The following is a 16026-nucleotide window of genomic DNA, read 5'->3' as shown; positions in this document are numbered from 1 at the left end:
ATATTAAAATCGCAAATTTCTCAGCGCAATAATCGATTAATTCGATTATTTACGCGTCTTACCGGCCTTTTTCGAAGGTTCCAGTAGATAACGCTCGCGGTCGTACGCCAGGTAGTACTTGTTCACGCTGTTGACGTAGCTCACGACGCCCATACCCGCTTGCTCACCGGCGATGCGCTCCACCTGGAAGAACCATTGGTTCGAGTTCAGACCACGGCGCCTGGCCTCGGCACGCATCGCCTGGACCCGCTGCGGACCAAGGTTGTAGGCAGCAAGGACAAAGGCCATTCGCTCGCGCTCGTCGAGTTGGGCGCTGGCGAAGAAGTTACGACGCAGCATGGCCAGATACTTGGCCGAAGCCTGCACGTTGTTATCGAGCTTCTGGATGTTCCCCACTCCGACGCTGCGCGCCGCGCCGGGGGTGATCTGCATCAGCCCGGTGGCGCCGCTGGCGCCCTTGGCGGCGGGGTTCAGGCTGGACTCCTTATAGGCAAGCGCGGCCAGGCTGAGCCAATCGAAGTCGTGCTGGTCCGCGTAGCGCTGCAACACCGGGCGCACCCGTTCAAGGCGTTGGCGTTCGTTGCGCGCCAGGGGGTTATGCACCCTGTACAAGCGCCGATACACGCGCTGGAAAGCCGCGTCCTGGTCATCCGGCGCCCGGTACCCGGCCAGGAATCGGTTGACGCTGGCTCGCAGTGTCGGAGCATCCCGGCGGACGAACCAGGTCATGTCTCCCTGCCGGTCCAGCACCAGGTGCCTGTCGAGGCGCAGCTTGGGCATCACCTTGGCCCAGCGCTCGGCGATCGGCTGCTCCACCGCCGTCAGCGGAAAGATGCCGGCCTGGACCATCTCCAGCACGTCCTCCACCGCCAGGGTCGGATCGACCCATTCAACAACGATGGGTGCCAGCTTACGCCCGGCAAGCTTCTCGTTCACCTGGCGCAACGCCTCGCCGGCGGCACTGCCCACGGGCAGCGCGATGCTACGGCCGGACAACTGCTCCAGGCGTTGATAACGGCGCTGCCCCTGGCGGCTGACCAGCACCAGCGGCACATCCTTGCGTAGTGGCGCACTGGCGCTGACATTAGCGCCAACGCGCTGATTGATCAGTTCTCCCGGTGCCACCAGATCGCCCTCGCCTCGCTGTAGCGCAGCAAGCAACTGGTCCTTGGACCTGGGCAAGATCTTCAGCTTGATTTCACGCCCGTCGCGGGCGTTGCGGTTGAGAAACTGCTCGAAAGCACGGATGCGGTGGTACTCGACGCCGACCGGCTCGCCCTTGACCTCACCGGAGCTGTTGCGACTCTGGTTCACCAACACTTTGAGCACACCCGTGCGACGAATCTGTGCCAGGTCCCGAGCTTCTGCCGGCTGCTGCCAGACTTCCGGCGGCCCTGCCAGGCGCGCGCTCGCCGGATAGGGCAGCAGCGCCAGCAAGCAGAGCAGGAAGAGCAGCGGTCGCGTCATCGATTCTCCAGGGACTGGGCGGGGTGTCAGCGCGCGCCCGAACGTGTAGAGCTGCTGCGCCGCGAATCCTTGGCTGGCGAGCGAGGGGCGCGGAGAGTGTCACAGCTTCGCGCTCGAAGCCAGTCAAAGCGTGGTATCGACTTCAACATATGCCGCCAAGTTCCTGTAAATATTGATTTTTTAGAATTATTTCGAGCTTTGTTATGCTGCCCTGCTCCAACCTGAGGTAGCACCATGCAACTCATCGACATCGGCGTCAATCTGACCCACCCCAGCCTCGCCCGCGACGTCCGGGCCCTGCTGGAGCGCGCCCGGGCAGCCGGCGTCTGTCAGTTGGTGCTGACCGGCACCAGCCTCGAAGACAGCGAGAAGGCCCTGCTGGCCGCCGAGCAACTGGATGAAAGCGGCCTGCGCCTGTTCAGCACCGCCGGCGTCCATCCCCATGAAGCGAGTGACTGGAACAGCGATAGCCAACGGCAACTGCGCGCGTTGCTGGGTGAAGCGCGGGTACGTGCAGTAGGCGAATGCGGCCTGGACTTCAACCGCGATTTCTCACCACGCCCGCAGCAGGAAAAAGCCCTGGAAGAGCAATTGGCCCTGGCCGTCGAACTGGGCAAACCGGTGTTCCTCCACGAACGCGACGCCGACGAACGCCTGCTGGCCATCGTGCGGGAGTTCCGCGACCGGTTGACCGCCGCCGTCGTGCATTGTTTCACCGGCGAGAAGCGCGCTCTCTACGGCTACCTCGACCTCGACCTGCACATCGGCATTACCGGCTGGATCTGCGACGAACGCCGTGGCACCCACCTGCACCCCCTGGTGCGCGACATTCCCCGTGGCCGCCTGATGCTCGAAAGCGACGCGCCTTACCTGCTGCCTCGCTCCCTGCGACCCAAGCCCAAGCACGGCCACAACGAACCGGCCTTCCTCACCGAGGTGCTGCGCGAGGTCGCCCTGCACCGTGGCGAAAGCCAGGAAGAACTCGCCCTTCACACCACCGCATGCGCGCGCGCTTTCTTCGGGCTGCCGGCCACCGACTGAGCGACGCGACCCCGTTTCCTGTTGACTCGGATCAACTCCGGTAGGAAATTTCTGTCGGAAAATACTGGCACCTTGCCAATACTGTCCGAGTCACAAGAAGAACATCATGGGTACCTGGATTCGCGATATTTCCCTGAAGTACAAGTTCTGGGCCGTCAACGCGGTCGCCTTCTTCACCACCCTGCTGCTGGTCTTGCACGCGCTCCTCCTGGAGCAGCAGGGCCGCGCCGACGATGCCCGCGCCGCGGCCGCGACCCAAGCGCAGCTGCTCAAGTCCTGGCCCGCCGATCAGCCCCTTCCCGCTTCGCCCCGGATCATCACATTCAACGCTGGCAGCGCCCCGCAATTGCCCGGCGGCCACGCCCTGGCCAAGGCCAATGGCTGGGTGGCACTGGAGCACGACAACCTGCTCGGCAGTGATCCCACCACCGGCGCCCAGGTGTTCGAGCGCCCCGACGGCAAGCGTGTCGCAGTGCTGGCCAGCAGCCCGAGCCTGATCCAGCTGTTCGGTGACCGCGCCATCGAGTATGCGATTTCCGTGTTCCTGCTGATGGTTGCCTTGCTGGCGGCATCGCAGCTGCTGATCCGATTCCTGCTCAGCCACCTGAACACCCTCAAGGACGTGATGCTCCACGTCGAGCGCAGCGGCGACCTCTCTGCCCGCGTGCCGCTCGACAGCCGTGACGAGGTGGGCCAGATGGCCAGCGCCTTCAATGCCATGCAGGCCGGCTACGAACGCGTGGTCAGCACCGTGGCCCAGGCCGTTGCCCGCCTTGACGAGGGGGCCGCACGCCTGGCCAACAGCATGGGTGAGGTCCGTCAGGGGATGCTCGGCCAGCAGAGCGAGACCGACCAGGCGGCCACCGCCATCAACGAGATGTCCGCCACCGTCCACCACATCGCCCAGCATGCGGCGGACACCCGCGACCAGTCGCAAAATGCCGACCAGCTAGCCGGTGCCGGGCAGTTGGTGGTGGAACGCGTCGAGCACTCCATCGCCGGGCTTTCTTCCGGCGTACAGCAGACCGCCGAAACCATCCAGCGTCTGGCCGAGGACAGCCAGAAGATCAGCGGCGTGGTCAACGTCATCCACGGCATCGCTGAGCAGACCAACCTGCTGGCGCTGAATGCGGCCATCGAGGCTGCTCGCGCCGGGGAAATGGGCCGTGGCTTCGCCGTGGTGGCGGACGAGGTTCGCAACCTGGCCAAGCGCGTACAGGACTCCACTGACGAGATCACCAGCATGATCAGCACGCTCCAAGCCGGTACGCGCGACGCGGTGGAGTTCATGCGAGAAAGCTCGATAAAGGCCGATGATTGCGTGCAGGCCGCCCATGAAGCCGGCGCCGCCCTGGCAGCCATCACTGGCGCGGTAGCGCAGATGCGCCAGAGCAACACACAGATCGCCGTGGCGGCCGAGCAACAGAGCCAGGTGGCCGAGGAAATGACCCGCGCGGTGGTGGGTATTCGCGACGTCACCGAACTCACCGTCAGCCAGACTGTGGAATCCGCCGCCACCAGCAATGAACTGGCGGGGCTGGCCAGCGAGCTATCCCAGGCCATACGCCAGCTCAAACTGCGCGCCTGACGACCCGCAGCGGCCTATCTGCTCCATAGGAAGAAGGCATTCGCCGGCTCGCAAGGGCCGGACTATGCTGCCGACATTCCCTCAAGGAGCCGGTCATGGGCAAACGACTTCCCAATCTGCATGCATGGCAATGGCGGACCTACGCCGACAACCACCAGCATCCCGCCAACCTGATCCTGCATGTGATTGCCGTCCCGTTGTTCATCGTCGCGGCGATCACCCTGGTCTATGGCTTGTTCAGCTTCAGCTTCCGGCCATTCGTGCTGGGGATCATAGGCATCATTGCCTCCCTGGCCCTGCAGGGGCGCGGGCACAAGCTCGAAGGGGTGCAACCAGAGCCATTCAGCGACCGCAAGGACGCCATAGGCCGGCTGCTGGTGGAGCAATTCGTCACCTTTCCGCGCTTCCTGCTCAGTGGCCAGTGGTGGCGCAACTGGCGCAAGAAGCGCTGAAAACCGGCGCACGGTAGTTCGCTGGAGCGGTGGAGTTTGCGATTCCCGTCTATCAGCACTGATGGGTATCGCTTCGCTCAACGCCATCCTACGGATACCGGATGACGGCAGTTCCAGCCAAGGCGTTCGTGCCATGGATTGGGGCTCAGCCGAACACCACCACTGTCTGCCGACTCATGGCCACCAGTTCGCCATCCGGCGTCCACAAGGCCGCCGCAGCGTGGCCATAACCATCGCGGGCATGCTCGATGCGCGCGCGGTACTTGCACCAGTCGTGGGTATCCAGCTTCGGTAGTGGCTGCACGAATTCGATGGTCCAGGTCAGGGTGCTGCCCGGTGCGGGCTCCGGCAGGTGCGGCACGGTAGCCGGCGGCCAGGCATCCACCAGGGCCAGCAGGTGGGCCTCGGCAATCGGTTCACGCGCCACGTCTCCACGGAAACGCACCCAGCCCCCCATGTCACGCTCGCGACTGTTGGAGAATGGCATGCCGCCAATGGACCAGCGCATGGCCAGATGACGGGTGAACTCCGGGGTAACGCCCGGAATGAAGGGCAGTTCGAAGCAGTCGGCAGCCGGCTTCATCTCGGGAGCGGGTTCAGCATCCATGTGCACCACCGACTGGCGCGACCCACCGAAACTGCCTTGCACCAGCGCTACCACCTGCCCCTTCTGCACCACGCGGCAGAACACCTGGCTCACCGCTTTACCCTCGCGCAACAACTCGGCCTCGAAACTGGCCGGTACTTCGGGCTCCAGAGGACCGACAAAGGTGGTCGCCAGGGAACGCACCGGCCGGCCCGGCTCGACCTTCGCCCGCATGGCTTCGAAGGCCAGTGCGGCGACCACGCCACCGAAGACCGCCCGCCCCTGCCCCCAGGTCGCAGGCACTACCACGCCGCTCGGAATGCTGCGAGCCGCCTGGATCAATTCGGAAAAGTTCATCAGAAATCCCTGTAGTGAAACGCCCAAGCGGCGATCTTAGGGCATTGCCTCTCCCGCTCGAAAGTCGCGCCGCAAGGCAGCCACGCCAACACCAAGGGGAGAACGGCCAAGGTCGGTTCAGGCGAGGCGCCGCAAGAGCTTCTCCAGCACCCGGTCCGAGCGAACTTCCGCCGCATGCAGCGCCACTTGCCAGGCGCGAATTCGCGGTCGCAGGTCCGGCTCCCGCTCCGCACGGGCCAGCCACTGGACATGGTCGTGCCACTTGCCCAGCGCGGACTGCGCCCCCACCAGCAGACGCCGGGTCTTGGGAGACAGCTCGACGACTCCCGGGTAAGCGTCCAGCCCATAGCGCAGGCGCTTGATCAGCAGACGCAGGCGATGCCGGTCGTGCGAGGGGTCGCGCAGCCCGTCTTCGAGCCGACGCCGACTCTTGGCAAGGAACTTTTCGATGGCCTTGCGCCCCCCCTTCAGCAGCCCTTCGCGATCACACACCCGCATCAGATGCGGCCAGGCGCCGAGCACCTGAAACAAGCGCGACAGTTCCGGCGCCAGGAGGAACTGCGCATAGCCGGTGCGCCGCGCTTGCTCGCGATCCTGCGTCAGTCGGTCCAGGCCGTGACTGCGAAGTTCGACGATCAGGACTTCCAGGTCCCGCAGCGGGCCGCTCAGCGTGGCCACGTCAGCCGCAGCCTGGCTCAGCACATCCACTGCGGGCAGCCCACGAAACGGACGCAGCAAGCTGCGCAGGCGCCTGGTCGCTACTCGCAGGTCATGCAGGGCCTCGTCATCCGTCCCGGCTGCCAGGCGTTCGACGCAGGCGTTCAGACGGATCTCAAGACCAATCACCTGAGCAATCAGGTCGTCCAGCGAACTGGCCATGTTCAGACTCTCCAGGTATCAGGCCCATACACGGGCGCGGCACTATTGAGCATGGATCATCCGCGCACGCCCCGCAGGCGCCAGGGCAATCCCTTACGTAGGGCACGCAGGGGCCTGGCCGGGTCGAGCCCCTGGCGACTGCCATAGCGGCTCGCTTCGAAAGCCCCAAGGAAAGCACGGATCAGCGCAGCCTGCCGCGGCAGCTCGCGAGCCGCTCGCTCAGCGAAGGCCCGCGGCCCTTCACCCTTGCCGCGCACCACGCCATGACGCGCCAGGAGCCGCTCGAAAACCTGGAACTGGCGCAATTGCGGGTCGCGTTCACGCCGCCAGGGGGCGAACAGAAACAATGCCAGTACCGCCATCAGCACCGCGCCGGCCCCCACCAGGCCCACGCCGAGGGCACGGCTGTCCAGGCTGCCGAACCAGCGCCGCACCAGTTCGACCTGGGCTTCGCCCTGATAACCCAGCACCCAGCGCTGCCAGCCGTAATTGAGATTGTCCCAGGCAAGCCGAGCCTGGTTCAGCCAGGCCAACTGTCGATAGCGCAAGGGCGACAGGGGTGAACCCTCGAGGAAGCTCTGCTCCCCCGCCACGGCCTCTTCCAGGCCCTGCTCGATGCGGTTCGGCGCCACCTGGAAGGTCGGGTCGACACTGATCCAGCCACGCCCCGGCAACCAGTACTCCACCCAGGCATGGGCATCGAACTGATGCACCAGCACGTAGTTGCCGGCCGGATTGAGCTCGCCTCCCTGGTACCCGGCCACCACCCGCGCGGGAATGCCGGCGGCGCGCAAGACAAAGGTCATGGCGCCTGCGTAGTGGGCGCAGAACCCCCGACGGGTATCGAACAAGAAACCATCGATATTGTCCGCCCCCAGCGGCGGCGGTTTGAGCGTGTAGACATAGGGTTCGCGGTGAAAATGCGCCAGCAGCGCATCCACCAGCGCCTGCGGATCGGTGTGCCGTTGCTTGAGCTCAGTCGCCCAGGCCCGCGTGCGCGGCTCGCCTTCGGGCGGCAACTGCAGGGTCCGGCTCAGTGTTCCGGGATTACCCTCGGGCTCGCGCACCGCCTGAGGCCAGGAAGTGACCTGGTAGAGCAGCGAACGGTCCACCGGCCGACGTCGTTCCAGACGGAAGTCGGCCGTGGCGCGCACGCCCTCCTCGCTCGTCTCGGCGACATCCAGACCAAACAGCCAGGGCCTGCCGCTGGCTTGCATGACGATGCTGTAGCGCAGCGCTTCACCTTCCTTGCGCCAGTCGGCAGCCGGCGCATGCTGGGCACCCAGGGACTGCGACCAGCGACGCCCATCGAAGCGCTCGAGCGTCAGCGCGCGCCAGTAGAGCTGACTCATCGGCGGCACCGGCCCTTCGAAACTGGCGCGGAAGGCCAGATCGCCGGAGCGACTGAGTTCTGCGATGTCGGCCGGACTCATGGCATCCGACAGCCCCGTGACACCCTTGTCGTTCGGCAGCGGCAGTGACCAGAGCGGCCCCAGGCGCGGAAAAAACAGGAACAGCAGCAACATCAGTGGCACCGCTTGCAGCAGCAGGCTGCCGGCGGCTTTCAGCGGCACCAGCGGGCGCTCGGCGAAGCGGCTCTGCTGCAGCCCCACCAGGGCGGCCAGCAAGGCACAGAGGGGCAAGAGGCTGTAGAGGGCGGCGAGCATGCCGTCGTTGAACAGGTAGGCAGTGACCTGGGTGAAGAAGCCCAGCAGGATCAGCACCAGGGCGTCGCGCTGGCTGCGCAACTCCACCAATTTGAGGATGAACACCGCCACCAGCAGCACGACGGCCGCCTCCAGCCCCACCAGGGTGCCCCGTGAGAGGAACACGCCCAGGGCCATGGCCAGGATCAGCGCGGCCTTGACCACGCCACTGGGGTACTGCGCACGCATGCGGAAGATCTGGATGCGCCAACCGGCGCAGCCCAGCCACATGGCGATGATCCACAGCGGCAGGTAAGGCAAGTGCGGCAGGATCACCAGCACCTGGGCGACCAGCAGCCAGGTGAGGCTGATGCGGGTGATCGGCAGGCCGGTCTTCATTGCTGCCCCCCGAACAGCGCCAGGGCGCGCAGGCAGGCCTCTCGATGGGCCTCACCGGTATCCGGCGCCAGCTCCTGCCTCCCCAGGCGCAAGCCGAAGGGCTGGCCGCGTGCGGAGAACTGCAACACCCAATGGCAGAGCAGGCCCAGGCGCTTTTCCAGGTCGCCGTCCAGCGGCTCCAGGTCAAGCCAGAGATCACGCCCGGCCAACGCGGCGAAGTCCTTCACGAACAAACCCTGCCCTCGCGAATAGGCCTTCCAGTGCAGGCGTCGGCGCGAGTCGCCCGGCTGGTAGGCACGCAGCCCCTGGTAGTCATCCGCGCCGGCGCCGAGCACATGCTGGCCATCGTCGCCGTCCTCGTCGCCGTGTCCCGGTATCAGCGGCAGATCACCCTCCAGCGGGCGTGGGTAAACCAATAATGCTTGATCCAGGTCCACCCAGCTCCAGGCCACCAGCAGCCCGAGGGGATAGCGGCTTTCGACGCGCAAGCGCCCGGGCCGCAGCCAACCGCGGCGCTCGGTCGGCAGGTGCAGCTCCACCCCACAGGCGCCGTCAGCCACTACGTCCTGCACCTGCAGGGGCAAAGGCAGCCAGCCGAGGGCAATGGCCTGGTGTTCGCGGCCGCCACTTTCCAGGGTGACGTGGAAATGCGCCTGCTCGCCGAGGAACACCGGCGCGCCGCCCGCGGCCTTGAGGTTCAGCCCCGACAGATTGCGGAAGGTATGCAGGATGGCCACGAGGAATACGGAGAGCAGCAGGAAGGTCAGCGCGTAGGCCAGGCTGTTCTGGTAGTTGATCGCCACCAGCAACATGGGCACCAGGGCCAACCCGAAGGCGGCGCCGGCGCGGGTGGGCAGGATGAATATCCGCCGCTGATCGAGACGTACCTGACTGGCCGGCGGGATACGCCGGGCCAGCCAGCGAGCGACCTGGAACTCCAGCATCAGAGCGCCGGCACTTCGCGCAGCAGCCACTGCACCAATGCGCCGCCGCCATGTCCTGAAGGATCGGCACGCTCACGCAGGCGGTGGCCGACCACCGAGGGCAGCACGGCCTGGACATCTTCCGGAATCACGTAGTCGCGTCCCGCCAGCAGCGCCCAGGCACGGGCCGCCGACAGCAGCGCCAGGCTGGCACGGGGAGAAAGCCCCCAGGCGAACTGCGGCTGGCTGCGCGTGGCGTCCACCAGGCGCAATACGTAGTCCACCAGCGCGTCGCGAGCCACCACCTTGGGTACTTCCGCCTGGATCAACCCCAGCTCGGCATGGGTGAAGACAGGTTCCATACGCGGTAACAGCGCGCGACGCGCCTCGCCCTGCAGCAGGGCCTTTTCCGCGGCCCTGGCCGGATAGCCGAGGGAGAGGCGCATGAGGAAACGATCCAGTTGCGATTCCGGCAAGGCGAAAGTGCCGCCCTGGCTCACCGGGTTCTGGGTGGCAATGACGAAAAAAGGCTCCGGCAGCGGGCGGGTCGCGCCTTCGATGGTCACCTGCCCTTCTTCCATGGCTTCCAGCAAGGCGCTCTGGCTCTTTGGGGTAGCCCGGTTGATCTCGTCGGCCAGCACCAGCTCGGCGAACACCGGGCCGGGGTGGAAGACGAACTGGCTGCTGTCCTTGTCGAACACCGAGGTGCCCAGGATGTCGCCGGGCAGAAGGTCCGACGTGAACTGGATGCGCTGAAAGCTCAGCCCCAGCACCTTGGCCAGGGCATGGCCCAGGGTGGTCTTGCCCATGCCGGGCAGGTCTTCGATCAAGAGGTGCCCGCGGGCCAGGAGGCAGGTCAGGGCCAGGCGCACTTGCGCTTCCTTGCCCAGCAGTACCTGGTTGACCGCGTGCAGACAGGCGTCCAGTTTCGTTCGCATTCATCGCTCCCTGTGTAATGCGACGATGCTACTGGCAGGCCGGACAATGGCAAAGCGCCCGGCAAACTTTACTCATGAAACTGTGCGTCAGCTCGCTGTGCCGGCCTCCGCATGGAGGTCACCGGAAAGGAAAGCCGCGCCCTCGCAGAACAGGTGCGGGTAAACGCTGGCCAGGTGGTCGAAGAACAGCGCCTCCGGCAGATCGTCGAACTGACCATGGTCCGCCAGGTATTCCATGTAGCGCTCGCCCTGGCGATTGAACGGGTGGAAGACACTGTCGTGACGGCCATCGAACTCCAGCGGCGGAACGTCGAAGTGGTGGCACAGCGCCAGGTTGAACGCCGGCGTGGCCTTCACCCAGCGGCCGTCGAGGTACAGCTCGGTGTAACCGTGCATGGCAAACACTTCGCTGCGCAGCAATTCCAACAGCCTGGGCGTAGCCAGGTGGTTGCGCACATCCGCCAGCCCGATGCGCGCGGGAATGCCGCAATGCCGGGCGCAGGCGGCGAGGAGGATGGCCTTGGGCACGCAATAGGACTCCCCGGCAGCCAGCGCGTGGCTGGCCTTGAGTGTCTCGGGTACCCGGCTGAACACGTAGGGGTTGTAGCGGATCTCGTCGCGCACCGAGAGGTACAGGCTGACAGCCTGGTCAATGGGGTCGCGGCTGGCGCCACGGTGTCTTTCGGCGAACTCGACCACCAGGGGGTGGTCACTATCAACGAAGCGGCCGGGCTGCAAGTAGCGCTGCATGGAGGTTCTCCTCAGGGCAATGGCCCCAGTCTATCCAGCACTTTTCCGCTCGGGGTACGACATTCCGGCCAAGCTCGCCGTTCCTGTCGCCATGGTTACCGGTGGCGACCAAGCGCGTGACGGCCCTGCGCCGCCCTCAAGGAGGATCGAGACGGCAGATGCCCCGCAGCTTCGTGCCACTGAAACGGCGCGGCGACGCGTGATAGACGTGGACGACTTCGCCAAGGACGAACTCCCGCTCAGCCAGGGCAAGGTCCGCTGAGCCCGCAGGCAGGACAGCGGGCGCGGAGGACTTTATACTCCCGCGCCCGATCCAGCTTCAGGAAATCCGCCATGGCCAATCCCTACCTCGACCATCACCTCGCTCTGCTCGCCCACCTGCGCAGCATCCTGGTCGCCCTGGGCGAGGCCGAACAGGTTCCCGAGGAGAACCACGCGCTCTTCGTCGAACGTTTCGACGAACTGATGAGTGAACTGCCGCGCGACCCGGAAGGCAGCCTGTACATGGGCCAGGACCTGATCAGCCAGGTCTTCCACCGCTACCCGCAGATCGCCCACCTGGTGCCGCGCGACCTGCTCTGGTTCTTCGGCGGCGATTGCCTGCACTTCATGCCCGACGAGGAAATCGACCTGTTCCAGCGCCTCGACGAGCGCCGCTACGAGGCGGAACAGAACGATGAGCCCTTCGATTGGAACCAGGAGAAGCGGTTGCTAGCCCTGCCGGACAATGGCAGCAAGCACTGAGCCCCACTCCGGGGCGGCACCTCCCTGCCGCCCCTCCTCCTTTCCCCGCCCCACCACCACCCATCGCCCATTCCCCCCGCCACGATTGCGGCACGAGGCCAGCCTCTGTCATCATCGCGAATCATTCTTAATCACTCTTTTCAGATCATTTCAATGAGGTCAGCGTGTCGGCCGGTGATCCCGCGAACCCGCATCTGGTAGGGCTGCTTTACCGAGACCATCGTGATTGGCTGTTCAGCTGGCTACGCAAGACGGTGCAATGCCCTCAGCGCGCCGAAGACGTCAGCCAGGACACCTTCGTGCGTCTGCTCGCCCGGGCCGATCTGCAACCTCCCCGCGAGCCCCGCGCCCTGCTGGCTACCATCGCCCGTGGCCTGCTGGTGGATCAGTTCCGCCGCCATGACCTGGAACGCGCCTACCTGGACGAACTGGCCCATGCGCCCCAGGAGCTGCACCCGAGCCCAGAGGAACAGGCACTGATCCTGGAAAGCCTCCGGGAAATCGACCGTCTACTGGGTCAGTTGTCCAGCAAGGCGCGGGCGGCTTTCCTCTACAACCGCCTGGACGGCCTCGGCCACGCCGAGATCGCCGAGTGCCTGGGGGTTTCCCCCTCGCGGGTGCGCCAGTACCTGGCCCAAGGCATGCGCCAGTGCTACATCGCCCTCTATGGAGAGCCGACATGAGCCGGGTATCCGCACGCGCCCTGGACGAGGCCATCGCCTGGCAGTTGTGCCTGGATTCCGGCGAGGCCACCGAGCTAGAGCGGCACGAGTTCCGCCGCTGGCTCGGCGAACGACCGGAGCACGCGCAGGTCTGGCAGCAATTGGCGGGGATCGACCAGCAACTGGCAGCGGCCGCCCCCATCCCGGCCCGCCGGGCCTTGTTGCGCAGCGGCGGCGTGCGGCGACGCAGCCCACATCGAATCGCCGGAAACACCCTGGCCTTGCTGCTGGCAGTGGGCCTGGGTCTTGGCCTGCTCGCCCAGCAGCGTCCCCTCGGGGACTACCTGGCCGATGAACTGACCGCCCGTGGCGAGCACCGTGAGCTGCGCCTGGCAGACAGCAGCATCGTGCAACTCAACAGCCGTACCGCCCTGGACATCGACTTCGACGGAGCGCAACGCCGGCTCTACCTGCACAGCGGCGAAATCCTGGTGAAGACGGGTCACGACGACCCACGCCCGTTCATCGTCGAAACCGAGCAGGGCCGCCTGCAGCCCCTGGGTACCCGCTTCCTGGTGCGCCGCGAGGGCAAGTCGACCCGGTTGATCGTGCTCGAATCGGCTGTGGCCGCAGCGCCCCGTAGTGCCTCGGGCGAGCGGGTGATCCAGGCCGGTGAACAGGTGCGCATCGACCGGGAACACCTGGGCCGGAGCGAACCCGCACCGGTGGGCGCGGAGGCCTGGAGCCACGGCATGCTGGTGGCCGACGACATGCCATTGGCACAGCTGATCGACAGCCTGGGTGAGTACCGCAGCGGCTACCTGGGCCTGGACCCGGCCCTGGCCGACTTGCGCATCAGTGGTGTCTTCCCGTTGAACGACAGCGACAAGGCGCTCGCCGCCTTGCCTCCCAGCCTGCCAGTGAGCATCGAGCGCTACAGCGACTGGTGGGTGCGCGTGGTGCCCGCGAATGACTGACACGCCATGACTGTCCCGCAGGGTGGCAATCGCTCAAACGATTCCCACCACGCGGCGGTGCCTTGGCGTTCGCGGCTGTGAGCGAGCCAGAAAAGCGCTCTCCCCCCCACAAAGCAACGAGTCCAGGGACGGGACCGGAAAATTTTCTCAATCCCCCTGTCACTTTTCGATTCTGGTTCGGCAAGAAGGCATTGAGACGATTTCTCACTTAGGAGATGTTCGCAATGCACCCTGCAACTGCCCCGTTCCGCCACACCTTGCTGGCACTGGCCATCACCCTCGGCGGCCTGTCCACCCAGGCCCTGGCCGAGGCCTACCAACTGCCCTCCGCGTCGCTGGCCAGCACCCTGAACCGCATCGCCGCGAATGCCGGCATCGTCCTCAGCGTCGATCCGGCCCTGACCGCTGGCAAGACCGCCCCGGCCGTGCAGGGCGAACTGAGCCCGCTGCAGGCACTGTCCCAGGCGTTGCAGGGCAGCGGTCTGCGCCTGGTGCAGAACGGCGCCGACAGCTACAGCCTGGCACCCGTCGCCGATGAGGCGATGAACCTGCCGGACGTGAACATCGACGGCAGCCGCAGCTATGAAACCGCCTGGGGCCCGACCACTGGCATGGTCGCCAGCCGCACCGCCGCCGGCACCAAGACCGACACCGCAATCAACGAAGTTCCCCGCTCGATCTCGGTGATCACTCGCGAGCAGCTGGATTCGCGCCCGACGCTCAACCTCAACGACTCCCTGCGCTACACCGCGGGCGTGATGAGCAGCGGCTACGGTTCCGACTCCCGCTCCGACTGGTTGAAGGTGCGCGGCTTCGTGCCGACCCAGTTCCTCGACGGCCTGCCGCTGCCGGTGGGCTCCTTCGCCAATCCGAAGATCGAACCCTGGAACCTGGAGCGCATCGCCGTGCTTCGCGGCCCGGCGTCCTCGGTCTACGGCCAGACCCCGCCCGGTGGCCTGCTGGACATGGTCAGTCGCCGCCCGCAGGAAGAACAGGCCAACGAGCTGGAACTGCAGGCCGGCAGCAACGAACACAAGCAGATCAACTTCGACAGCACCGGCAAGATCGACGACGAGGGCCAGTTTCTCTACCGCGTCAGCGGCACCGTGCGCGACAGCAACTCGCCCATCGACCACATCCCGGACAAGCGCTACAACCTCGCGCCGAGCCTGACCTGGAACATCAACGACGACACCCGCCTGACCTTCCTCTCGCAGTACACGCGCGACGACACCGGCATTACCGGCCAGTTCCTGCCACTGCAGGGCACCAAGATCGACTCTCCTTTCGGTGACATCTCCCACCACAAGAACCTGGGCGAGCCGGACTGGGACTTCTACGACCGCACTTACTACGCCCTTGGCTACGCGTTCGAGCACCGTTTCAACGACGTCTGGCAGTTCCGCCAGAACCTGCGCTACACCAAGAGCGACCTGGAGTTCCAGGCGGTGAACGTGGCCACCTTCAACAGCATCGATGCCGACGGTAACGTCAACCGCGAGTCCGGCATCGTCGACGAAGACATCAGCCAATTCGCCGTGGACAACAACTTCCAGGCCGACTTCAGCACGGGTGAGCTGGACCACACCCTGCTGCTGGGCCTCGACCATCAGCGCGCCAACACCAACTACCGCTGGCTGTACGGCATGGGTGTACCGCCGATCAACGTCAACAACCCGATCTATGGTGCGGACCTGTCCGGCGTGAGCTACTTCACCATGCAGGACTTCAACCAGAAAACCCGCCAGACCGGCCTCTACATCCAGGACCAGATCGCCCTGGACAACTGGCGCCTGACCCTCGGCGGCCGCGAAGACTGGGTGCACACCGGCACCACCTTCTACAACAAGAACGACGCCACCAATACCCAGCGCGATGTGGCCTTCAGCGGCAACGTGGGCCTGAGCTACCTGTTCGACAACGGCATCACCCCGTACATCTCCTACGCCGAGTCCTTCCAGCCCGCGATGGGTGCGAACGTCGACAGCACGCTGTCGTTCGAACCCACCGAGGGCAAACAGTACGAGGTGGGCATCAAGTACCAGCCGCCCGGCACCGACGCCATGCTGACCGCCGCCGTCTACGACCTGACCCAGACCAACGTCAGCGTTACCGAAGGCAGCGTGACCCGCCAGATCGGCGAGCTGGAAGTACGCGGCCTGGAACTGGAAGCCACCGCCGACGTCACCGAGAACCTCAAGCTGGTGGCCTCCTACAGCTACACCGACAGCGAAATCCAGAAAGGTGCCGACAAAGGCAACCGCATGGCCCAGGTGCCGCGCAACCAGGCCACCGCCTGGGCCGACTACACCTGGCACAGCGGCATCCTCGACGGTTTCGGCATCGCCGGCGGCGTGCGCTACGTGGGGGACAGCTACGGCAACACCGCAAACACCTGGCTCGGCCATACCGGTTCCTACACCGTGTACGACGCCTCGGCCCACTACGACCTGGGCCGCCTGAACAGCTCACTGCGCGGCCTTTCGGTAGCGGTGGACGCGAAGAACGTATTCAACAAGGAATACCTGTCCACCTGCGACGGCTACTGGTGCTACTACGGCGACGAACGCACCGTGGTCGGCAGCGTGAACTACAAGTTCTGACGAAGCACGGCCGC

The 16026-nt window shown here is 65.5% G+C and carries 15 protein-coding genes; 8 read left to right on the top strand and 7 right to left on the bottom strand.

Annotation, left to right across the window (positions count from 1 at the left end; translation table 11 throughout):
* Positions 1-45: 45 nt before the first annotated feature.
* Complete coding sequence (locus G559_RS0105605) at positions 46-1467, bottom strand: MltF family protein (RefSeq protein ID WP_028627302.1); 1422 nt, start codon at positions 1465-1467, stop codon at positions 46-48.
* Between the two features lie 234 nt (positions 1468-1701).
* Between G559_RS0105605 and G559_RS0105600 the strand changes: the two genes are divergently transcribed.
* From G559_RS0105600 to G559_RS0105590, 3 genes are all read left to right on the top strand, one after another.
* Positions 1702-2508: a TatD family hydrolase gene (locus G559_RS0105600; RefSeq protein WP_028627301.1), complete on the top strand. Its 807-nt coding sequence runs from the start codon at positions 1702-1704 to the stop codon at positions 2506-2508.
* Between the two features lie 106 nt (positions 2509-2614).
* The gene (locus G559_RS0105595) at positions 2615-4096 is read left to right on the top strand and encodes a methyl-accepting chemotaxis protein (protein ID WP_028627300.1); all 1482 of its coding nucleotides are present in this window, start codon (positions 2615-2617) and stop codon (positions 4094-4096) included.
* Positions 4097-4191: 95 nt separating this feature from the next.
* Positions 4192-4548: an Mpo1-like protein gene (locus G559_RS0105590; protein ID WP_028627299.1), complete on the top strand. Its 357-nt coding sequence runs from the start codon at positions 4192-4194 to the stop codon at positions 4546-4548.
* A 145-nt stretch (positions 4549-4693) separates the two neighbouring features.
* Here G559_RS0105590 and G559_RS0105585 read toward each other — a convergent pair whose 3' ends face one another.
* The 6 genes from G559_RS0105585 to G559_RS0105560 form a co-directional block, all read right to left on the bottom strand.
* Positions 4694-5491: an acyl-CoA thioesterase gene (locus G559_RS0105585; RefSeq protein WP_028627298.1), complete on the bottom strand. Its 798-nt coding sequence runs from the start codon at positions 5489-5491 to the stop codon at positions 4694-4696.
* Between the two features lie 117 nt (positions 5492-5608).
* Positions 5609-6370 (bottom strand): CHAD domain-containing protein, encoded by a 762-nt coding sequence (locus G559_RS0105580; protein ID WP_028627297.1) that lies wholly within the window; start codon positions 6368-6370, stop codon positions 5609-5611.
* Between the two features lie 56 nt (positions 6371-6426).
* Entirely contained in the window at positions 6427-8415 is a 1989-nt protein-coding gene (locus G559_RS0105575) for a transglutaminase TgpA family protein (protein ID WP_028627296.1), read from the bottom strand.
* Complete coding sequence (locus tag G559_RS0105570) at positions 8412-9359, bottom strand: DUF58 domain-containing protein (RefSeq protein ID WP_028627295.1); 948 nt, start codon at positions 9357-9359, stop codon at positions 8412-8414. The genes G559_RS0105575 and G559_RS0105570 overlap by 4 nt, the downstream gene beginning before the upstream one ends.
* Positions 9359-10276: an AAA family ATPase gene (locus G559_RS0105565; protein ID WP_028627294.1), complete on the bottom strand. Its 918-nt coding sequence runs from the start codon at positions 10274-10276 to the stop codon at positions 9359-9361. Before G559_RS0105565 ends, G559_RS0105570 begins: the two co-directional genes overlap by 1 nt.
* Before the next feature lie 87 nt (positions 10277-10363).
* A complete protein-coding gene (locus tag G559_RS0105560; RefSeq protein WP_028627293.1) occupies positions 10364-11026 on the bottom strand; it encodes a transglutaminase-like domain-containing protein in 663 nt (220 codons plus the stop codon).
* A 19-nt stretch (positions 11027-11045) separates the two neighbouring features.
* Here G559_RS0105560 and G559_RS0105555 point away from each other — a divergent pair, with 19 nt between their 5' ends.
* The 5 genes from G559_RS0105555 to G559_RS0105535 all read left to right on the top strand — a co-directional run bounded on the left by G559_RS0105555 (position 11046) and on the right by G559_RS0105535 (position 16012).
* Positions 11046-11288, top strand: coding sequence for a hypothetical protein (locus G559_RS0105555; RefSeq protein ID WP_137823170.1), 243 nt, complete (start codon positions 11046-11048; stop codon positions 11286-11288).
* Positions 11289-11359: 71 nt separating this feature from the next.
* Positions 11360-11770 (top strand): PA2817 family protein, encoded by a 411-nt coding sequence (locus G559_RS0105550; protein WP_028627291.1) that lies wholly within the window; start codon positions 11360-11362, stop codon positions 11768-11770.
* Positions 11771-11934: 164 nt separating this feature from the next.
* A complete protein-coding gene (locus G559_RS0105545; RefSeq protein WP_028627290.1) occupies positions 11935-12453 on the top strand; it encodes an RNA polymerase sigma factor in 519 nt (172 codons plus the stop codon).
* Positions 12450-13409, top strand: a complete 960-nt coding sequence (locus tag G559_RS0105540) for a FecR domain-containing protein (RefSeq protein WP_028627289.1) — start codon at positions 12450-12452, stop codon at positions 13407-13409. The genes G559_RS0105545 and G559_RS0105540 overlap by 4 nt, the downstream gene beginning before the upstream one ends.
* 224 nt (positions 13410-13633) lie before the next feature.
* On the top strand, positions 13634-16012 hold the full coding sequence (locus tag G559_RS0105535) for a TonB-dependent siderophore receptor (RefSeq protein WP_028627288.1): 2379 nt from the start codon (positions 13634-13636) through the stop codon (positions 16010-16012).
* The last annotated feature ends 14 nt before the right edge of the window (positions 16013-16026 follow it).

The organism is Metapseudomonas resinovorans DSM 21078, assembly GCF_000423545.1.
In the GTDB taxonomy this organism is placed as follows: Bacteria; Pseudomonadota; Gammaproteobacteria; order Pseudomonadales; family Pseudomonadaceae; genus Metapseudomonas; species Metapseudomonas resinovorans.
This window is presented reverse-complemented; position numbering and strand designations above follow the sequence as displayed.